General features: G+C 38.8%; 18 protein-coding genes and 1 pseudogene. All 19 read right to left on the bottom strand.

The genetic code is table 11. From position 1 onward, the window contains the following. Positions 1–507: 507 nt before the first annotated feature. The 19 genes and pseudogenes from ACZ5Q0_RS08950 to ACZ5Q0_RS08860 all read right to left on the bottom strand — a co-directional run bounded on the left by ACZ5Q0_RS08950 (position 508) and on the right by ACZ5Q0_RS08860 (position 21,852). A complete protein-coding gene (locus ACZ5Q0_RS08950; RefSeq protein WP_446818381.1) occupies positions 508–1,437 on the bottom strand; it encodes a hypothetical protein in 930 nt (309 codons plus the stop codon). A 35-nt stretch (positions 1,438–1,472) separates the two neighbouring features. After that, positions 1,473–1,628 (bottom strand): hypothetical protein, encoded by a 156-nt coding sequence (locus ACZ5Q0_RS08945; protein ID WP_446818383.1) that lies wholly within the window; start codon positions 1,626–1,628, stop codon positions 1,473–1,475. Between the two features lie 205 nt (positions 1,629–1,833). Next, positions 1,834–2,922 (bottom strand): FRG domain-containing protein, encoded by a 1,089-nt coding sequence (locus ACZ5Q0_RS08940; protein WP_446818384.1) that lies wholly within the window; start codon positions 2,920–2,922, stop codon positions 1,834–1,836. Positions 2,923–2,945: 23 nt separating this feature from the next. Beyond that, positions 2,946–3,617 carry a hypothetical protein gene (locus ACZ5Q0_RS08935; protein WP_446818385.1) on the bottom strand — a complete coding sequence of 224 codons (672 nt, stop codon included), beginning with the start codon at positions 3,615–3,617 and terminating at the stop codon, positions 2,946–2,948. 212 nt (positions 3,618–3,829) lie between these two features. Continuing rightward, complete coding sequence (locus tag ACZ5Q0_RS08930) at positions 3,830–4,840, bottom strand: SDR family oxidoreductase (RefSeq protein WP_446818386.1); 1,011 nt, start codon at positions 4,838–4,840, stop codon at positions 3,830–3,832. A 1-nt stretch (position 4,841) separates the two neighbouring features. Next, positions 4,842–5,627, bottom strand: coding sequence for a nucleotide sugar dehydrogenase (locus ACZ5Q0_RS08925; RefSeq protein ID WP_464827108.1), 786 nt, complete (start codon positions 5,625–5,627; stop codon positions 4,842–4,844). Positions 5,628–6,118: 491 nt separating this feature from the next. Next, positions 6,119–6,349, bottom strand: a complete 231-nt coding sequence (locus ACZ5Q0_RS08920; protein ID WP_464827107.1) for a hypothetical protein — start codon at positions 6,347–6,349, stop codon at positions 6,119–6,121. A gap of 37 nt (positions 6,350–6,386) precedes the next feature. After that, positions 6,387–7,127: a PaeR7I family type II restriction endonuclease gene (locus tag ACZ5Q0_RS08915; protein WP_447182486.1), complete on the bottom strand. Its 741-nt coding sequence runs from the start codon at positions 7,125–7,127 to the stop codon at positions 6,387–6,389. After that, the gene (locus ACZ5Q0_RS08910; protein ID WP_446818390.1) at positions 7,127–8,866 is read right to left on the bottom strand and encodes an Eco57I restriction-modification methylase domain-containing protein; all 1,740 of its coding nucleotides are present in this window, start codon (positions 8,864–8,866) and stop codon (positions 7,127–7,129) included. The genes ACZ5Q0_RS08915 and ACZ5Q0_RS08910 overlap by 1 nt, the downstream gene beginning before the upstream one ends. A 29-nt stretch (positions 8,867–8,895) precedes the next feature. Then, entirely contained in the window at positions 8,896–9,063 is a 168-nt protein-coding gene (locus ACZ5Q0_RS08905; protein WP_464827300.1) for a helix-turn-helix domain-containing protein, read from the bottom strand. A 445-nt stretch (positions 9,064–9,508) separates the two neighbouring features. Further along, positions 9,509–11,020 carry a recombinase family protein gene (locus tag ACZ5Q0_RS08900; protein WP_446818393.1) on the bottom strand — a complete coding sequence of 504 codons (1,512 nt, stop codon included), beginning with the start codon at positions 11,018–11,020 and terminating at the stop codon, positions 9,509–9,511. Positions 11,021–11,282: 262 nt separating this feature from the next. Then, positions 11,283–15,110 carry a recombinase family protein gene (locus ACZ5Q0_RS08895; RefSeq protein ID WP_447182483.1) on the bottom strand — a complete coding sequence of 1,276 codons (3,828 nt, stop codon included), beginning with the start codon at positions 15,108–15,110 and terminating at the stop codon, positions 11,283–11,285. 113 nt (positions 15,111–15,223) lie between these two features. Then, on the bottom strand, positions 15,224–16,882 hold the full coding sequence (locus tag ACZ5Q0_RS08890; RefSeq protein ID WP_446818396.1) for a recombinase family protein: 1,659 nt from the start codon (positions 16,880–16,882) through the stop codon (positions 15,224–15,226). Further along, positions 16,879–18,498, bottom strand: coding sequence for a recombinase family protein (locus tag ACZ5Q0_RS08885; protein ID WP_447182482.1), 1,620 nt, complete (start codon positions 18,496–18,498; stop codon positions 16,879–16,881). The genes ACZ5Q0_RS08890 and ACZ5Q0_RS08885 overlap by 4 nt, the downstream gene beginning before the upstream one ends. A 226-nt stretch (positions 18,499–18,724) precedes the next feature. After that, a pseudogene (locus ACZ5Q0_RS08880) lies at positions 18,725–18,781 on the bottom strand (hypothetical protein); the annotation flags it as partial. A gap of 181 nt (positions 18,782–18,962) precedes the next feature. Further along, entirely contained in the window at positions 18,963–19,247 is a 285-nt protein-coding gene (locus ACZ5Q0_RS08875; protein WP_447182481.1) for a helix-turn-helix transcriptional regulator, read from the bottom strand. 74 nt (positions 19,248–19,321) lie between these two features. Further along, positions 19,322–20,305 (bottom strand): N-acetylmuramoyl-L-alanine amidase, encoded by a 984-nt coding sequence (locus ACZ5Q0_RS08870; RefSeq protein ID WP_447182480.1) that lies wholly within the window; start codon positions 20,303–20,305, stop codon positions 19,322–19,324. Continuing rightward, positions 20,292–20,708 carry a phage holin family protein gene (locus ACZ5Q0_RS08865; protein WP_447182479.1) on the bottom strand — a complete coding sequence of 139 codons (417 nt, stop codon included), beginning with the start codon at positions 20,706–20,708 and terminating at the stop codon, positions 20,292–20,294. Before ACZ5Q0_RS08865 ends, ACZ5Q0_RS08870 begins: the two co-directional genes overlap by 14 nt. An 82-nt stretch (positions 20,709–20,790) precedes the next feature. Beyond that, on the bottom strand, positions 20,791–21,852 hold the full coding sequence (locus ACZ5Q0_RS08860) for a hypothetical protein (protein WP_447182478.1): 1,062 nt from the start codon (positions 21,850–21,852) through the stop codon (positions 20,791–20,793). Between the last annotated feature and the right edge of the window lie 14 nt (positions 21,853–21,866).

Raw genomic sequence — 21,866 nt, 5'->3', positions numbered from 1 at the left:
AACATTATACTAAAAAATATATTCCCTGTCAACCCTAAAAATGGAATGATTTATAGAAGAATATAACATAAGTTTTTAAACACCAGCCTTATTTCAATAATCAACATAACCACTCCAGAGATTGTCGCCAACATATTTATAATTAATCGACTTTAATCTTAACAACATTTACTCATCCATCCCCCTATGCCCCGTCATCTCCTCATCCACCCAATCTTCCTCCACATAAACCATCCCGTTCCGGCCTTGGACTTTCGATTAGAGCCGGCCTTATATAATTTACAACTCAAAGGACCATAACAGAATGTCTCAAACCGGTATTTCCTCCTGCCCCTCGGGTTCCAATTATCTACCATAATTTCCACCGGCATCCTACAACCCCACATGCAGTTGCTACACTTACTATCATAAATCCTGGCAGCTAGTCTACGATGTCCCCTTTCGCGGTAAACCTCAAGCTCCGGCGGCACCAATTCCCAGGGTGCTGATAAACTTCCCAGCGGTATTTTATTTTTCTTGTTCGGCCGCCATTTTCGACCTTGTATCAAATGCATCAATAAGCAGTACCAAGCCCCAACGGAGTTGAACATATTCCAAATTAAAAGTTGGTCGGTAGAATTCATGGGTTTTTGATTTGTCGGGGAAAATCTCCGATGATTTGAGTAGAAAGAAATCATGTCCCTCAAGCCCAAATCGTTTTTGCATATCCCGAGCTTTATCCCGCAAAGTAAGTGCTTTCTTGGAAAGCAACGCTACCTCATGCATTAGTAGCTGAAATCTTTCTATTTCTTGCCTGCTCGTTTTTAGAATTGGAATCAGGTTAAAGAAATCTGACATAGCCTCGATTGCTGCTCTATCATCTGCATGGAAATGTGAGTTGCTCAACAATTCGTTCTTACTAACCCATATTACGAAATCGATTTTTCCAGTATCAATATCCGTTCCATTACCACAGCGTAGAGGGATTCTTGCATGATGTGTTAGATAGTTCCGGAGCGCTTTAATAAGGGATCGTGTGCTCATAGACCCTTTTAGATAATTGTAATAATCTTTAACCTTATTTCCCTGAATTTTTTCACTACGTAGGTAGTGTCCGACAAAAGATTTCCAGTGCTCAATCAATACTTGAAAGGCAAATATATAGTTAGCTGCTTGAACTGCAACTCTGTCTTCCAATTCACCATATGATATACCCTTATAATCGTCTATTGACTTATTATCGGTTATATCCGTTAACCATTTGAAATTTAGCTCGACCGGGGTGAACAGCTCACAGACCTCAACCAATGGCTTCGATTCAATTTCAAGACTCTTATATTCTTCTACTTCGGCTTCTGTGGCATATTTTAAATAACGATACGGAAAGTTTATTCTTCCATCGCTCTGACGGTTTAGTGCTACCATTTCGCAAAACTGCCAGTTCTTGTTTTTAAGCATGAACGATACTCCTTTTCCTGCTCAGCATTTTTCTCTCACATGAAATCGGGGAGTTTTGCATATTTAATGGAAGCCAGGATATTCATATAATCCCGCGTCCAAAGATTTAAACAGCCTATCATTTTTCTTGGTTCATAATCTACAGCACCCGGAGAATCTTCATATTCTAATTGCATCCAAGGTTCAAACATCCCGGCTCCTCCAGGGATTATCTTACGCTCTAATATGTGAATTCCATAGACTCTCTCTGGGGAAAAGTCTTGATAAATGGCGTCTATCTTTTTTCGCCTTCCGCTGCTGATTTTCCATGGATTTCTATCTATTATTTCAATTGACTTATCAGCTTTTCCTAATTTAACTTTAAAACTGCCGAGGTCTTTTAAGCACTGATCTTCATCAGATATACGATAATATTGACTTTTTTTTTAGAGCATAATAAAATGCAACTTTTGAAAATACCGTAGATTTTTTTATTTCATCAATAATAAACTGAGCTTGAGTTAATCCTTCATGAGGATAAATTGCTTTTCCTCCATCCATTTCCTTAAATATTCTTTTTGAAAGTTCTTCACTGTGTCTAAATCTAAGTTTCTGAAACCCTATATCATCTTGAAGCGGTTGTGCTCTTCTCATATAGATGCCATACCCATCCTGCATGGAGCAACGCATAAATGGCTGAAACCCTATGGGGTATATAAGATTATCATGCTTTTCATAATATTTCGGATGGTTCAACAATTCGTACTGTCTTTCACCTTTTTCATTTTCACCTTTAACATCTCCGCAATCACTGAATTTTTCGGTATTCATTGACCATCTCATCGGCATACGATTACTGGGCATATGAAATATCATCCCATATTTTGTCATCTCATCCTTTTCAGTATCAGATTTGTTTAGGGGTCTCCATTTTCCGTTATCAAAGGTACAAGTTGCGAAGAATAACGCAACATTGAAATTACTTGTTATATCAAGCCATCCGGTTTCTAGTCCGTAATGCTGCGCCAAAACATCATATAAGGTGTCGCATACATTCCAGGTATTAACATGCTCGAACTTTTTTAATAGCATCGCAAACTCTGCGATACGCATATCAGCAACTATGCGGTATAACTCTTTTTCTTTTCGTGTAGAATACCCATTCTCTGGGTTATTGAGCGTTCTTAATAACGATGGCACTGATGACTCATATTGTTGATTTTCTCCCCTATAGAAATTACGCCTTTGAGATTGCTGTATTATCACACCATGGGGATACTGAACACGCATCCCAGCAGTTAATGGATCCCTATACAAATATTCCTTGTCAAATTCGTCTTGTAAGTTCTTATCCGTATAGTAGTTCTCACCCCGATAAGATGATTGCGTAATGCGCCTTCCTTCTGCTTCCTCACGCCGGTTATCCTTATATAGTTGTTTGATTTGCTCATATGATATGTCATGAACTGTATTATCGAGAGTGCCTTGAAATAAATATTCAGCCATTGCAATACTCCATTATTATTATCCTACCATCTATGCCTTCCCTGCTGTTTCTTTTTTTCTTTTAAACCAACCTTCCATATTGCATAACATTCGCCAATAAATAGGCGAACAGGACGGATTAACCTTGCCAGCTTTGCGACAATGCCTGGCGATAATAATTTTTCCAAGGATTCGGTCAGTGCCGTTGAAAGTGCCGTGGAATCAACTAATAATTTCCGTAAGGCATTAATCATTTCCGTGTCTGGTGTTTGTTTAACTTTCATATCTGTAAACCCAGACTCACCGAATTCGTATAATGCCTTATGTAGCTGAGCAGCAAGTTTTTCTGATTCTTCGACCGTAACAGCCTTTATATACCGTAAAACGAATTTCCTTTTTTCTCGCAACGCTTCATTGAGTGATAGGCATAATCGACCAACCTCATTCGCCGCCGCATTGTATTCATCATTACTAAGCAATTTGAACGATATACCTATCTCCAGCTGGTCTAGTCCTTTTTGCAAATTTTCAGCTCTTTGAAGAAGCCCTTCAATAATCTTTCTCTGCATTTCGAATTTGCTTTGTTTTTTCATTGCGCCGTTATTGATGATAACGGTAATAAGACCCCCAAAAACAACACCCATAACAACAAGAATGCTTTCCTGAACAAAGTCCTGCTGAAGAGAAGCTTTTATAAATTCAACATACTCTTGCACAGGCAACCCTCCCTACATCCTTGTCAATCCATCTTTCCAATCAAGCAATTGTTTTTGGTGCTTCATTCCTCGGACTTCCCGTATTTGGCCTTTACGCCATCATCAAAGTCTATAACCATTTTATGGGCATTACCTTATAAACCTTTAGCTTACTGATTCGTTTTGTTAGTTTTAAATCATAATAAAGCAACTTTGCATGACAACGCACGCACCTACAAATTCCCCTTATACCACTCAATCGCTGCCTCAATTCCCCGCTCGAAGCTCCATTCCGGATTATACCCTAGAAGTTCTCTGGCCTTACTGATATCGGCATTACTGTGTTTAATATCCCCGGGCCGATCCGGCCCAAATATCGGCTCGATATCTTTACCCAGTGCTTTACACAGTTCATGGTAGATGTCAATTAAGTATTCTCTGCCCCCGTAAGCGATATTAAGCGACTGGCCTCCGGCTTCGGACGGTGCCAAGCATGCCTTGAGATTAGCTTCAATCACGTTCTCAATATATGTAAAATCTCGGCTCTGTTTCCCATCCCCATTAATGGTTGGCTGATCATCATTGAGTAACTGTTTGATAAACTTTGGTATGACAGCAGCATAGGCCCCATCCGGATCCTGCCTTCTGCCAAACACGTTAAAATACCTTAATCCATAAGTGTCCAGACCATACAACTTGGTATACAATTTCCCATACTCTTCATCAACACGCTTTGTCAAAGCATAGGGAGAAAGCAACTCCCCTTCCTGACCTTCTTTTTTAGGAAGTACCGGATGGTCTCCATATACCGATGAGCTGGATGCATAAACAAATTTCTTGACTCCCAGCTGTCTGGATGCCTCCATCATATTAAGGGTACCCCTAATATTTATTTCTTCATATAATAAGGGCATTTCTATGCTTCGAGGAACAGACCCCCAGGCCGCTTGATGCAGGACATAATCTACCCCTTCACAAGAAACCAGGCATGCTTCTAAGTTACGAATATCATCTTCAATTAGGGTAAAGTTTATATTATGTAAAAACCCTTCAATGTTTTCTCTCTTCCCGGTGGAGAAGTTGTCCATACATCTTACTTGATAACCCATATCCAGGAGAGCTTCACAGATATTAGATCCAATAAAACCTGCTCCCCCTGTAACCAGGAAGATACTTCCCCGGTCAAACTCTAAATCTTTATAGCCTGCATTTTGCTTATAGCCCACATTATGTTCGTAACCCACCCTAAAGCCTCCAGTACAAATAGTCTAATTCTTCTGCTTCTTTTCTATCAAAGATACCTTTTACATCAATGAGAACATTTTTTATATTCCCACAACCATTTTCAATTGTCGCAGCAACTTCATCATTTATTGCGCTAAAAAGATGATTAGGACATGCCCGATACCAGTCTTTGATTTCCTCCAAGCTCAAGTTAATAAAATCATCGTGGGCTACGGCAAAAATGACTGCATCCACCCCTCTTAGGTCTTCTAACCTATTTAAATGAATCCCATATTCTTCCTCAACCTCTTGTGCATCAGCCACAGGATCTATTACCTGTACATTAACGCCATACTCTTTTAATTCTTTAATAATATCGATCACCCTGGTATTCCTGCTATCGGGACAATCTTCTTTAAATGTTATACCCAGGATAGCTACATTGGCTCCCTTGATTGGTTTATTGGCTTGAATCATCTTTTTCACGGTGTTTTCCACCACATATTTGCCCATATCATCATTGATGCGTCTGCCGGATAGTATAATCTGCGAATGGTATCCTATCTGCTCCGCTTTATAGGTAAGATAATAAGGGTCAACTCCAATACAATGTCCGCCAACTAACCCGGGAAAGAAATTTAAAAAATTCCACTTGGTTCCGGCAGCTTCCAGAACAGCCTTGGTATCAATACCAAGTTTATTGAAAATAATAGACAGCTCATTCATAAAGGCGATATTAATATCTCTTTGCGAGTTCTCTATCACCTTGGCCGCCTCTCCATGACGCCTTGGTAATAAAAACCCCAAATATACACTTTTATGTGGCAATAAAAAAAGGCCCACCACAACGTGATGGACCGACTTCCTTCCTATTATATAAGGTTCTTATTTTATCGCTGATTAAAGCATGAATATTTTAGCGAGATAACATTTGTTTTAATTTTTGCTCACCTCGCCTCTCCTTTTCAGACGATACCAGGCTTCTATTTATTTTAATACTCTCCTTGGGAGTGGAAATAATTCTCATGAATGACTCCACAGTCTTCTTTGGTGGTATTCAAAGTGATATTTTTATTAAAAGACGATATAGCTACCCCAAGTCCTCCTTCGGCTTTAAGATTGGGCTGAAATGATTCCCTTGCTTAAAAAAATCATAAACCTAACTGCTAAACTTCTTTTCAATATGTGTTATAGTAAAAACAGCAAAAAAGAACTATGATCCTTTACCGATGGTTTAGGATGAGCAAAGGCTTCCGCCACTGGGCCAGATAACCAGTGGTTGTTTTGTTTGCATTTTGTTAGTTAGCTTTTCTATATGCATCTTTCATTGCTTGACTATTCTCCCTAATCATATCTTCAGTTTCAAGATATTCATCCGCCAAACTGCAGTATTCATAAATTGCCTTGAAGGATACTTCCCCTCCTTTATATTCCTCTGTATCCGTAAGCATAACTGTTTGCACTTCGTGTTCTTCCAGACAGATGAGGCATAACTTTTTTTCACTTTTTATTAGTTTTATTTTCCTCACCCCAAATCATTAAAATCTTTGTTCTGGTTTCCTTCCTTTATCCAAGCCTTGCAGCAGTTGCTGCCATATGGCCTGCAAGGGAAGTAACAAACGTCCTGATGTTAGTCATATCAGATATCTGAGCATAACTGCCATTATCTAAAGTTTCCCTAGGAGAAGCGATAACTGAAGCTGTAGTATAAAGCTGTTCCCTTACTAGTTTCCGGCATAATATATCATAACGTTTCAAGTAAGATGTATTTTCAAATTCTCTAAACACCGGAAAATGAGGAGAAGCACAATGTACTTCAGATCTAGAACCCGGAGCGTCCTCTACTAAGATTAACCAGCCTACAAAAGGTCTGGGTTGCTCTCCAAAAGCTCCTTCGCGATAAGCAGTCCAAAAATCATGAGCGGTGCCTATTGCCTCTTCAGTTCGGTTGTTAAAGTTGTTCCCAAAAGACGGTCCAACCTGGCTTTTCAACTCTATAGCAGCAACCAACTCGCCTTTATACATAACAATAAGATCCCATAATTTCGTTGGCCTGAAAAAGCCTGGAAGAGCCAATACAGCTCTACTCTGATGAATCTCTGCTTGGGATAACCCGTTTGCGCGAATAATATCTAGTATTAAAGCTATAAAACCATCCATGTTCTTTCCTGCAGTCACACCAGCTCTTTCTCCTTGGTCAACATTTCCGGATTCTATTTGCTTTTGTCTAGCTGCATCTCTGTTTCCCCAAAAGGCTTTCACAGCCTCTCTTACTTTAACATCATAGTTCACTAAGTCTAGCGTCATTATTCCCCATTACCTCCTAACGCTGATCGTTCTTCTCGATTTAATTCATATAATTTAAAGACAGCTTTATTACATTTGTCGATATCCCGTTTTTCGGCTGCATCAATAAGTTCTTGCCTAAGCTCAGGTGATACGTCCTCCCATTTGGGAATCCTTATCCTGCGTAAATACTGTGCTTGAAAACGGAGGTATCCCCCACGTATTTTTGTAGAGTAAGTACCAATAAAGAGCTTTGCAATATTCGATAAAAGTACCGCCTGTAATGCCCTAAGATTCCATTCTTCCGATATAACATAATATAAATTATGATGGGGATAATACTTGCCCGAATCATATACAATGTGAGCTTCACCTTTAATATCCGGTATTAATAGTTTCTCTTTTGTAGTCAAATCAGGCCAAACCCGATCTATCGTTCTGAACCAGTTGTCCGGGTTCTTTTTAGCTACATGCCTATTATTAATTAAATCCTCGTGGGAATATAAAAACCTTGATAGTTTTGGATAGTCATCCAAATTAACAAGACCACCATCATCATTGAATGTATTAATGACACACTGCCCAAGCCAATTGATCTCCCCGGTCTGTATATCTTTTGTTGTCACTAAAGGTATTTTTCTATCTTCTTCAATATCTAGCTCAGTAAAATCTTGGATATAGATTTTATCTGCTCCTGTAGCAACACCAATCCCAACTTTACAACCTGCCTCTTCGAGAGCAGGATAGGCATTTTCAATTTTCCTTAGTAAATTCACTTGATCAGTTGATTCAAGAAGCCATGGTTCATTACCATTTACAATCCCAGCTACTTCTTTCACTTTTGTAGTGTCCGATATTTTTTGACTTAGTATTTCCCTGGATAGAGATTTCAAAATGCTTTTATCAACTGTTGGCCGGTGGCCAATTCTTGTTGGACCCTGCTTCTCCCTACTTATTATTGTTATTGCGGGATAAGCTGAAACTTCCGTGTGAAAAGCATCTGTATCAACCATATCAATATAGGCTTTTAAATTAAACCTATTAGCCACAAATTTTCTCAATGGTCCACCATACCGGTTCTTCATCCATCGGTCAGAACATATAAAACCTAAAGTCCCTTTAGGATTAAGTAAATTTAATGATCTTTCTATAAATGGGATATATACATCAGCCCTATCATACATGGTCCTATATCTTAACCTGTATTCTTTCAATAAAGGTTCAGGGATAGCTTCCTGTCTTAAATATGGGGGGTTCCCAACTACATAATCATAGTTTTCTGTTATGCCAATTAGTAAAAAGTCTCCCTGAATTAGCCAAGTATTTGCAAGTTTAACTGCTACTTCTTTGGCCACCCCGGCTCCCTTTATTTTTTCAATCACAGCTTTTTTTGTGTTTTCATAAGTTTCATAGTGTAACTCAACAGCACGAATTGAATTGGAAAGCTCTGCGAAAATCAAACTACGATCCCCTGAATGTTTTATCCATGATTTAAGTAATCTATCAATGATTAATAGTAAAAAATCCCCATTGCCAAATGAAGGTTCTAAAATACTTTTATTATATAATTTTTCTTCCGCATCATAACCCACTAAATCAAGTATGAATTCAACTACCTCTGCACGGGTAAATACCGCCCCTCTATCCTCATCTTTATTTGAGACAGCAAGGGTATCTATTGCCGCTAATACTGGGCTATTCATTTGATAGGTAGAAACTCCAAGTACATCAAATAAAGACATTTGCTCTGGGCTTGCCATAATAGTTCCCCCCAAATTAATAAGAAGGTTTAATCACTTTTTTCTTCTTTAATATAATCCACAATATCTCCAATATTGCAATCAAGGGTATCACATATTTTCACTAAAACTTCCATGCTTACATATTGGTCTTTCCCTAGCTTTGATAGTGTCGTTGTGCCTATTCCGGCAGCATCCTTTAACTCAGTCCTATTCATCCTTTTATCAATTAAAATCTTCCACAATTTATTATAACTAACAGGCACATTATTCCACCTCGCTTATATTTTCTCTAGTTTATCATGCGCTTATGGATATAACAATAAAAAGTATGGGTTATGAGATTATTGTTTTGCACAGCGAGATATTTTTTCCCTGCCGAAAACCAATCCAAAATAGGTTTGTGAAAATTTAATAAAGCACCCTATAAAGATGCGAATTATACTTGTCTAAGAAAATCACTCTCCAATGTAAAATGGATGATAGACTCGCTTGCTTCAATGTAAAGCATATGATATTATGTGTTCAGAAAAGATCGACTAAAGGCTGCGGGTTTATTTTTAACCTTCAGCCTTTCTTCACTATAAATGAAAACAAACCCACCAAGTGGCCTGATAACCCCTATCCGCCAACTCAGTGGGTTAGTATATCGCTCTTTAATTTTTATTCAACCCAAGAATATATCCAATAATTAGAGGTGTTTCCTCGCTCCTGTTTCAGTTTACCGGCTTTACAAAGTGGTTTGAGTATCCGTTTATCAAAGGAGTTATTCGATTCAATGCCTAGATGGGTTCGTATCTCTTTAGTTGTTTTTGCAGTTTTACAGAGTTCCTTCATTTCCATTACCTCACTGGAATTAAGAAGTTCTTCAAGCTGGATCTTTGCTTTTTCCTTTTCAAAAGTTTTTTTATACTCTTCATATATCATATCAACCCCAAACTCAACGCCCTCGGCAAACTTGTATTTTATACGGCCATCACTATCAATCGTCCCGCTTATAACTTGTTTCCTAAACACATCTTCCGGAAAATAATCCGCACCTGCCGGATCAATATAGCTACTATTTCTCGCATTATTTGTCGTTGCATAAATGCTATCCCCCGGCTTAATACGGGGCCGCATATGGTGAAATTCCTTAAAAGAAATAGGCTTCGTTTTTTCACAGTATTTGAGTAGTTTTTCCAAGCGGTTGCGATCTCTCTTCAGCTTTTCCATCCTATCCCAATAAACCTGAAGCTGCTGACGCAGTGAAATAATACCACTTATGATTTGATTGATTTGATTTGTATCTTGGCCGTCTTTTTGAATCTGCGTATCCACTGCCCTATATAGCTCTTGATTAAGATTTTCTATTTGCTCTTCCAGAAGGTTCATATGGCTTAAATCTCTTGATTTAAGATCTAATGATTCAAGATAAGCTTCCATCATTTTTCTAAATTCATGACTCTTTTTAATTGCCTCAAGAGTAAGCACAAAATTATAATCTAGATATTGCTCCAGTATCATCCTTTTAATATTACATGTAGAGCCGACTATTTTATATGAATTTCTACATCTCCATGCGCTTCCTTCTTTGGAGTCATAGCTGCTGCTACTATTCCTGGAGATTAAGCCTCCACACTCACTGCAATAAAACTTTTGATAATACGATTCTCTTCCTGCGGTTCCATCTTTCCTGGCTTCACAGGTAATTTTTCTTTTGTTTTGATTTAGAATTTCCTGCGCCTTTTCATAGATGCCTTTATCTACAATCGGCTCATGATGCTCTTCTATATAATATTGGGGGACCTGACCACGATTAACCCTGGGCTTGCTTCCTACTGTGTCAGGAGTGTAGGTCTTTTGAAAAATGTAGTCCCCAATATATTTTTCGCTTGCTAAAATCGATCTTATTGTATTATAATCCCAATATTCATTACCATTAGGACTTGGGATTTTCTTTTTATTTAAGTGCTCAATAATTTCATAAATGCTTTTCCCGGAAACATAGAGCCGATACATTAAACGAACAACCGCCGCCTCTTCTTCAACAATATTCCATTCCCTATTCTCGGTAATGCGATAACCATAAATATCAGTTGTTCTTGTGATGATACCCCTCTTTGCAAAACTTTTAATACCCCAAGTAATGTTATTTGATAAAGAAATTATCTCATCCTCTGCTAATGCGGCCATGACTCCATGATTCGCGAAGGATAAACAAATATAAATGTACATTTGAAAACGGCAATAAAAAAAGCCCACCACAACGTGATGGACCGACTTCCTTCCTATTATTATAGGTCTTACTAAATTGCTTATTTATTTGAACAAAAAAAAAGACTCAGTAAGATTTCCTCTCCCCTCGGTACTGTGCCGAAGTTAGATTCTTTCTTACTGAGTCTTTTTCAAATGCACTAATCCTTATTATTTGTTAATTCGATCCCATCAAGACTATTTAATTTTCATCTTCAACCCAAGAATAAAGATAACACTTAGAGGTGTTTCCTTGCTCCTGTTTCAATTTACCGGCTTTACAAAGTGGTTTGAGTATCCGTTTATCAAAGGAGTTATTCGATTTAATGCCTAGATGGGTTCGTATCTCTTTAGTTGTTTTTGTAGTTTTACAGAATTCCTTCGTTTCCATTACCTCACTGGAATTAAGAAGTTCTTCAAGCTGGATCTTTGCTTTTTCCTTTTCAAAAGTTTTTTTATACTCTTCATATATCATATCAACCCCAAACTCAATACCCTCAGCAAACTTGTATTTTATACGGCCATCACCGTCAATTGTTCCGCTAATAACTTGTTCCCTAAACACATCTTCCGGAAAATAATCCGCACCTGCCGGATCCATATAGCTGCTATTTCTCGCATTATTTGTAGTTGAATAAATACTATCCCCCGGCTTGATGCGAGGACGCATGTGGTGAAATTTTTTAAAGGATAGAGGCTTCATTTTTTCACAGTAATTCAGTAATTTTTCCAAGCGCTCGCGATCTCTCTTTAGCTTTTCCATCCTATCCCAATAGACCTGAAGCCGCTGACGCAGGTTAACAATGTCACTTGTGATTTGATTAATCTGGTTTGTGTCTTGGCCATTTTTTTGAACCTGGGTATCCACGGCCCTATATAGCTCTTGATTGAGCTTGTCTGTTTGCTCTTCTAAGAATTTCATATGCTTTTGTTCCTCTGGCTTAAGTTCCAAGAATTTAAAATAATCTCTCATCAAATTTCTAAATTCATGACTCTTTTTAATCGCCTTAAGAGTAAGCACAAAATTATAATCCAAGTATTGCTCCAGTATCATCCTTGTAACATTACACGTAGTGCTGGCTATTTTATTTGAGTTTCTACATCTCCATGTACTTCCTTCTTTGGAATCATAGCAGCTGCTACTATACCTGGAGATTAAGCCCCCGCACTCACTGCAATAAAACTTTTGATAGTACAATTCTCTCCCTGCGGTTCCATCTTTTCTGGCCTCCCAAGTAATTGTCCTTTTGTTTTGATTTAGAATTTCCTGCACCTTTTTATAGAGGTCTTTATCTACAATCGGCTGATGATGCTTTTCTATATAATATTGGGGCACCTGGCCACGATTAACCCTAGGCTTGCTTCCTACTATGCTAGGAGTATAGGTCTTCTGAAAATTATAGTCCCCCATATATTTTTCGCTTGCTAAAATCGATCTTATTGTATTGTAATCCCAATATTCATTACCATTAGGACTTGGGATTTTCTTTTTATTTAAGTACTTAATAATTTCAAAAATGCTTTTCCCGGCAGCATAAAGCTGATACATCAAACGAACAACCGCCGCCTCTTCTTCTACAATATGCCATTCTCTATTCTTGGTAATGTGATAACCATAAATATCAGTTATCCTTGTGATGATGCCTCTTTGAGCCAAGCTTTTGATGCCCCAAGTAATGTTATTTGATAAAGAAATAATCTCATCCTGGGCTGCGGTAGCCATAAGAGATAATAAAATTGATGCCTGAGGGTCATTTGATCTCAGGCCTTCCTTTTGAAAATAGCAAAAAACAGGGGGATCAAGCTCGTGAAGTATCTTAATTGTTTCTAAAACATCTACTACATTCCGGCTGAACCTTGATATTGATTTTGTAATAATCATGTCAATTTTACTATGTTTTGCGTCTTCAATCATTCGGTTAAAATCGTCTCTAAATTCCGTCTTTGTACCTGATATACCCTTATCGGCGTAGATACCGGCTAGAACCCAGGAGGGGTTACAAAGAATGTAGTAATTGTAATATGCAAGCTGGGTTTGAAAAGAAAGTTTTTGCTCCTCTTGTAACGTAGAGACCCGGCAATAAGCCGCTACTTTTAATTTCTTTTCTTTTTCTTCTTTTAAATTGGCCATTTTAGCCTTTAGTATATTCTTTTTCAGGTTCCCCAAATCTTTTATGCTCATACCATCTTCAAGTTTTATTAAATCTTTAATGGGTTTAATTGTACTTTTAATAGGCTTTGTTTCCCAGCCTTCTTTTGGCACTTTTAATAATGCCTCCACTATAGGCTCCTCCTTTCTTGGTAAATCTGATACCTTCTCTGTTTGAAGAACTCCTGTGGTCTTATCTACAAACCTTAAAGGTTCATCTATTTGCTTAAGTCGTTCCATTCTAGCCGTGCGTTTTTCCTCAGCTAATTGTTTTATTAGTGGGATTTCTTTTTCTCCAATTGTTGTTGTTTCTTTATCAATCCATTCCACGATATAGGAATCCAACGAATATATTTCTATGCTGGTCACCCAGGCCCTAACAATTTCAATCGTAGAAGTTCTAATAAATTCGTTTATACTACCGATGCCTTTAATCCAGGTTAAAGCCTCATCCCGATATTCCCGGTCATCTTCAATGCGGCTTACATCCTCTTCAAAGGATTTATATTCAGCCTTAATTCTTTCCACTTCATCTGTCTGATCAAGGTTTTTGGCTATTTCCACTTGGGTAAAATATCTAAGGCGTTGAAATTCAAAGTGGTCATTTTGATTGGCCTTCTTAAGGATCATTTCTAACTCTTTTGTCATCCTTAAGAAATCACTATTTAACTGATTTTCACTCCTATTGAAACCATCTTGCATCTGGTAATAAATCTCTTTTAAATTTTTATATGCCGTAACATCTAAGTCCATCATTCTTTTAAAAAGAGCTTTTATCGCCATGGATTGTGGTGTGAATCTTTTTAGTCTTTCTTGGTCACAAAGGTTAACGGAGGCATCTTCATTGATGCATCCATAAGAATAAATACTCTGCTTTTTAAAGTGATTTCCACAACGGCCGCAAAAAAGTCTTTTATACAAGGGGTTTTTTTTGGCCGGTGATTTTTTATGCTGTTTTTTTCTAGCGGCTAATACTTCTTGTGCTCTATTAAAGGTTTCGCGGGAGATAATTGCCGGATGACTATTGCTTATTAAATACAATTGGTCACTTGGTGTAATTTTCCCCGTCATAATATCTTTAGTCCGTTTTAATGCTATTTTATCCCCGGTATAAGATACCTCTTGAATAATCTTCCTGATTTGCCCAGATACCCACTTATCGTTTCCCTTCTTAGTTTTTATGCCTTTATGGATGAGTTCCCGGTTAATTTCAGCATAGGTTTTACCTTGAATAAATTCGTTGAATATCCATCTGACCACTTCAGCTTCTTTTTCATTAATTTTAACCATTGATTTATTTGATTCTTCTACTGGGTCATAGCCATATAGGTTTCCATAGTATGGTCGGCCTTTCTCAAGTCTTCTTTTATAAGAGAATTTAACCGTATTTGAGTTCTTTTCAATATAGTCTTGGGCCATTGCAGCATGGGTCTCAAGTAATAGTGGGTTAAATCCTTTAAAGGTTTCTATACCTTCTGTTTCAAAATAAATGACTGTATTTTCAAGCTGATTTATGACTTCTAAAAGTTCTGGAACATTTCTCGAAAACCGGGAAATACTTTTTGTCAGTATCAGCTCGATTCTCCCTTCTTGTGCATGCCTTATCATCCTTTTAAATCCGGGTCTGTGTTTTATGGTTGCTCCAGATATTTTATTGTCAAAGTAAATACCGACGAAGTTCCAGTTGGGGTGTCTGTGTATATAATTGGTGTAATAACTGACCTGATTTTCTAATGAAGTAAAATTATCTTTTCCATTACTAATTCTGCAATAGGCGGCCACTTTAATTCCATTTCTTTTGCTATTAATTATGCTTTGATTTAATTGATCAATGGGTTCCCATAACTTATGAACCCACATGGAATTTTCTATTTCATCCATATAAAAAACTCCTTCCTTAAAAGATCATACTTGCTGGTATATTCACTCTATATAAAACATATTGCAAGTATAATCTCCTCTTAGAAGGAGTTTTAAATGAAATACTCTACCCGTTATTTATCTTTTTGCTTGCCTCTAAGTCTTCCGTAAGCAGTTCTCTTTACGCCGCATTTGAAGGTGAATTCAATTTCATAGTTTTCATGGAGAATTCCGCTTTCTACTATATCCTTAATAGCAGCAACATCTATGGGACCGTCAAGATACTCTAGCAGTTGGTCCAATTGCTTTTTTAAATAAATGCTTTCATCTTGATTACTCAGAAGATTTTCATATTCCTGTTGGAAAATTTGAGCTTCATAAATAAGGTTTCTAAGGGTCGCATCATAAACAGGGTCTTTCATGATGCTTTCTCTTAAAGACATTTCACTGATCTGCTTGCTAACTCTATCAATTATATCCTCAAGTTCCTGAAGCCGTTTGTTTTCTTCTTCAGTTAGATTAACCTCTTTAATTGCCTTTTCTCCTTCAATGCGTATCTGCTCTTTTTCTTTTTTCATCTCAGTTAACAGTTCCAAAAAAGCTTCTTCAAGGACTTCTTCCCAAATATATTTAGCGCTACAGGTAAAATCTGCTTTTATTTTTTGAGAAGCTACCCGGCAGTGCCAGGCTGTAAAGTAGTACTTTTCTCCTTTTTTCTTTGAAGTAATTCTTCTCCGGATAATAGGCATACCGCAAACTCCGCACAACAACATATTGGAAAAGGGGGCTCTGCCGCTATAAGCACTTCGATATTTTCCACCCGGGTCATGGAGCATTTTACTTCGCCGATCTAGTTCTTTTTGAGCTTCGTTCCAATCTTCTTCCGAAATAATTGGCGGATGATGATTCCTGATAAAATATTGGGGTTTATGTTTTTTATTTCTCACCCGTTTATGGGTAAGAGGATCCAAAGTGACCGACTTCTGGCAAAGGGCATGCCCGGCATATTTTTCATTTCGCAGCAGTTTAAGCACTGAATCGCTGGTCCATTTAGTATTTCCCCTGGCAGTTTTAACTTTATCCTTGGTCAATCCTTTTGCAATTAGCACGGTTCCTTTCCCATCAAGAAGTTCTCTATAAATCCGCCTTACTGTTTTAGCCTCCTTTTCATTTATAATAAGATTGCCTTCTTCATCCTCGTCATATCCTAGAAAATAAGTTGTGGGGATATGCGGAATTCCTTGAGAAAATCTTTTGGTTACGCCCCAGCAGACATTGGCACTAATGGACTTACTTTCCTCCTCGGCTAGGGATGATATTACGGTGAGCAAGGTCGAAGAATGGTTGTCCAGTGTGAATATTTTCTCACGATCGAACAAAATACCAACAGGCTTTGTTAAGCCTTTTAACATACGCACATATGTCAAACAATCAAGGGTATTTCGGGCAAAGCGGCTAATTGATTTAGTTATAATTAAATCGAATTTTCCTTCTTTTGCGTCTTCAATCATCTCATTAAAGGCAGTTCTATTTTTTGTATTTGTTCCAGTAACTCCATGATCGGCATAGACTTTATACAATTCCCAGTTTTCATTTTTGGCAATCATTTCTTTAAAGTAGCTTTCTTGAAGCTCCTGGCTTGATTGTTGTTCCTCTTCAAATGTAGAGACACGGGCATATACAGCAATCTTCTTCTTTTCTCCATCGGGATTAGCATCATTCCTTCCTGTTTCAACCTTCGCAGGAATAACCCGCACCCTTGGGTTTACAACAGCTTGGCTATTTATCTTCATAACATATACCTCCTTCTGAACTGCCCCGCTACCGTTTTGCTTCCATCAATCCACTTTACGGTAAATAAATAAGGTGACTCGATTTTAATTCGAATCACCCAGGCTCTCATAAAAGATATATCCAATATTCTATTTATTGATTGTACCGACCCTTGTAGGTCTTTCAGTTTACCCAGTGCCTTTCTTCGGAAGGCTTCATCCCTATCAAATAGCTCCCAATCAGTGGCTCTTTCAGCAATTTGCTTTTCTAAAGCAATTCTCTTTTCTTTAATAGGCCCAGTTTCTAAGCCATCGATTACAGCCTTATTTTCTTCTATTAGGATCTTTTCTAATTTTACTCTAAGAAGGTTTTGCTCCCGGTCACGGGCTGCCTCAGCATTCATCAATTCTTTCATTAACTGCTTTTTAAACCGGTTACCATCAGTAGTTATATTGTCTCCGTACCTTTTATAGAATCCTTCCTTTAATAACTTTTCAATCTGTTCTTCATTGATAGATTCCATCTTGCATAATTTCTTGCTTTTCTTGCTGGTGCTACATATCCAATCAACCTTCCCATTTGGATTCTCCTGCCGATGAAAATTAGCCCCACAATTAGTGCATTTTAATCTTTTGGATAAGGGATATGTTTTTTTCCTAATTCCTTTTGCAGTAGACACACTTTGAGAAAGAATATCTTGAACCCGTTGGAAATCTTCCTTTGATATAATTCCTTCATGATGATTTTCAATATAATACTGGGGCTTGTGACCATCATTTACTACAGATTTATGGCTTCTAAAATCTAGAGTGCAGGTCTTTCTGCTAAGCACATCACCGGTATAGCGTTCATTAGTTAGAAGTCCCCTAACACCGCTTCCGTCCCAATCAATTCTTCCATTCTTTTTTCTGTAACCCCTTTCAATGAATTTCTCGGCAATTTCCGACATGCTTTTGCCTTCGAGAAACAACCTATAAGCTTCTCTTACAATTCCGGCTTCCTTTTCTACTACTATCCATTCTTTATCCTTATTGAAATCATACCCAAGTATCTTTACAGCTCTTACTTCGCCCTTCTCAAATCGCCTTATTAAGGACCATTCAATGTTTTCAGAGATGTTCCGACTCTCTTCCTCAGCAAATAAAGCGAGTACAGTCAACAATATTGAACTGGACATTTTCGAAGTATTTATCGCTTCTTTTTCGAATATTACTGTCACGCCTTTTTCGCTTAGTGATTTTACAATGTTTAGAGTGTCCAGTACATTTCTCGCAAACCGTGAAATAGATTTGCACAGAATAATATCGATTTCGCCGGCCATGGCTCTACGGATCATTCTATTAAACCCGGTACGGCTTCCAGTTTTAGTCCCTGATTTGCCTCTGTCTGAGAATACCCCTGCAAACTGCCACTCTTTATTTGAACGGATGTAGTTGGTGTAGTGGATAATCTGGTTCTCCAAGGAGCCAAGTTGTATTTCTTCTTCGGTACTCACTCTACAATAAGAGGCAACTCTAGGCTTTCGAGGGGCCTGATCAAAAATATTCTTATCCGAAATCGGAACCACACTCACCATTTGATCTAAACCGGGATTAATATTTTTTGTAGCTACAGCATCCAACAACGCATTACTCACTTAGTTTCCTCCTTTCTTTATCCCGCTTTTCGTATCATGGTTAGTAGCCATTTAACTTAAAAGCGGAAAAAATATATCGCCCCAAAACCCTTTAATAGGGGCTTTTAAGGCTTTTCGCATGTCACATATTCCCTCTAAGTCGAGTATTTATCAAGTCATTTCCGACCTAAAAAGGGATAAAAAAAAGAGCTGATGTGCTTAACACACCAACTCTCTCGGAGCCCCTTTATTCATATTTCACATAGGCCTTAAATCCAGCCCGGGCCAGCTCTTTCATCAGGTTTTCAGCATTTTCTTGTTTGCTAAAAGCGCCTACCTGTACTCAGTAGAATTTTGCTGAACCGGTTTATCCAGCGGAACTGAGACTGGATCCACAATCTTACTGAAAAAGAAAAAGGCGCTGATTCCTCAGTGCCTTCATCATCCGTAGTACTATTATTTTATAAATAACTTCCCTCAAAACGTTATTTTAAGGTTACCTGTACCTCTTTTCCAAGACAACGGGCTACTTTAGCCAGAAAATCAAGAGATGGATTGTAAGTTCCGCTTTCCAAGCGACTGATGTTGGATTTTTTAGTTCCAACCCGAAGTGCCAGTTCCTCTTGGGTAATGTTTTGGCTTGTTCTTGCTTCAATAATTTGTGAAATGACATCATAACGCGGTTTTAGCTTTTCATACTCTACTTTGAACTCTTCATCTTTCATTAAAAGCTCCTTCACTTCCGAAAACTTTACTCCTGCTTCACTCATCCTTACACCCCCAATCCAAGTATATGCCGTGTTCCGCATTTGTGTTATCATAAATGATAACATAAATCGAGAAGTTATTCATATTTTACATAGGCCTTAAATCCAGCCCGAACCAGCTCTTTCATCAGCTTTTCAGCATTTTCTCGATTGCCAAAGGCACCAACTTGTACCCGATAAAACTTCCTTGTTGAATCTGTAGTTATAGGTTCTTTTAATCCGGAAGATATTAAATTAAGCACATCGATATCCACCCAAGTCATTATACCTGCAGACACATTGCCAGTTAGTTTATGAACTTTCTTCCCCAGGAGTACACTGTGTTTACCGCCTTTGTAAACTTCTTTCCCACTGGTTGTTATTTGGGTTACTTCATGATAGGTATCTTTAACCCAAGGAGGTATCAGGGGGCCACCTGGATAATACCGGGTTGCTGAGGACTTAATCTCCACAATATCTCCCAGAGCAAGTTTTAACCCGTTCTCATTCTCGGATTGATTAAGTGCCGCTTTCACTGCGGTTCGGAAGGTATCCATACTCTCCCCATGTTTTGGGTACCAGTGCAAAGGATCTGCATGATTGCTAGCAATACCTTGTCTATGGCCTTCAGCATGGCCGAGGATATCCTTCTCCGTCAGACCATATTGTTTGCAAAGAAAGATACATAGGTCCACTGCATTCTTCCAAGCAGCACGAAAATAAGCTTCATTCTTTTTTACATCATAGCCCACCATGGTAGAGCCGGAATAAGAAAACCCACCCGGTTCACAAAGCTCTATTCCGATATGAGTATCGTTGGCTTTACCCCCGGCATGCCAGCCCCGATGGTTCCAGGGCAGGTACTGCCAGATTTCCTTATCATCTACGAAAGCATGAACACAAGCCTGATGGTTTATCTCCCCCACCTTATAGGATTTATTCCACCGGCTAAACCAATCCGCCGCCATCACACCCGGAGTTGCGGTGGAGTGAACCATGATTCCTTTTGGTGTGATCTTCCTGCCAGCAGTGTAGCAGTCATTTCTGGTCATGTATTTGGTCTTAAGATTACTTGGTTTCATCCTTATCCCCTCCATCCTTTAGCTGTGCCAGGATATCTTTAAGCTTTTCAGGAACCGGCAGTCCCATCTGAGTAGCATTTTCGATGATACTGATGCCTTCATTAGATAAATAAAAGAAAATTACTGCTGTGCGAATTACACTGCCCTCTCCGATAATATTGCTATCAATAATATGGGCCACGCCCACCAGGCAAAAGATCATTACTTTTTTAAAGATCCCCCGAGCACCTATATCACTGGATAGCCTTTTTTCCAAGAATGCCAGCATCACCCCGGTAATATAATCCAGAACCACAAAGGCTACCAGGGCATATAAGAAGCCATCAAGGCCGCCTAAAAACCAGCCCAGCCATCCACCAATAGCGGTAATGGCGATTTGTATGTAGGTCCATATTTCTTTCATGTTCATTACCTCGCTTTCTGCATATAAAAAAAACGCCCTAATCTCTTAAGGCGTAATTCTTCTCCCGAGTATTAAGGCGTCTTTAATAGGGAGCGTAGTAGACATAGCCGGTGGCCTTTATATAGAAGCCATCTCCCGGCACATAAATAGCACCTTCAAAATTGTCGTATTGGCTAACACTAAGCCCTGGCTGTTCTACCCCTTCCCAGGTTAGGCCATCGTCTGAAACATAGAGCATCTCTTCTGCAAAGAGGGCATATTTACCCCAGTCTGCCATCCAGATGATGTTGTTGGGATTGGGGATATTGTTATCAGCTAAGCCCCCCACATTATATAGATTAGTCTCTGTCAGCTCCGTAGCACTGTCGTTTAAAACACATAATTTTACATGGTAGATACTATTGATATAATTCCACTTCATGACAAAGAGCTTCCCATTAATTGAACGGATGTTCATATAATTGGTTTCATTCAAATCTGCGGCAATGGTAGTAGACCAGCTGCCGGGACTGCTTGAACTGGCCTTGGCGATAGCTTTGCTGCTGCTAACGATTCCCACAAAGTTTCCTTTATGCATAGTCAGGTATCTAAAAACCGGGACTGATGTTCCGTCAGCCCCGACCAGTGTCCAGGCGGTACGTTCCTTCAAAGAATCGTAGCTATAGTAAAGGGGAGACTGATAGTACCACCAAGATACTACCCCGCAGCTAGTTGCAGGGTCGTAGGCACCGCAGGTCATATCGTTCTTGGCACCTTGACAATAACCAGCGTTATACCAAGTTATCCCGTCAAAGGAGGCAATGATATTGGCGAGACCCACAATACAGGCCAGAAAGACCCCTTCTCCCGCCCAGAGGATATAAGGCTGTCCGTAGCTCCACCAAGGTACACTAACTACTGTCCACTGCTTAGTACTTTGGTTGTAGTAGGACATATAGGGGGTTTTGGCGTAATACACCGCGATTTGAGCAGATCCGTTGTCATATACATCAATTTGGGTTTCACTGCCGTACTGGGTATAGCCAAAGTCGTTATAGTATTTCTTGCTCCAGTTGAGAGTTGGAGTAGCCACAGTAACGCTCCCCCGACCTCCAAAGGCGGTCCAGATAGCTAACGGGTTATTAAAATTACGATGATAAGTCATGCTTTAACCCCCCT

Source organism: Syntrophomonas erecta subsp. sporosyntropha, assembly GCF_055395365.1.
This window is presented reverse-complemented; position numbering and strand designations above follow the sequence as displayed.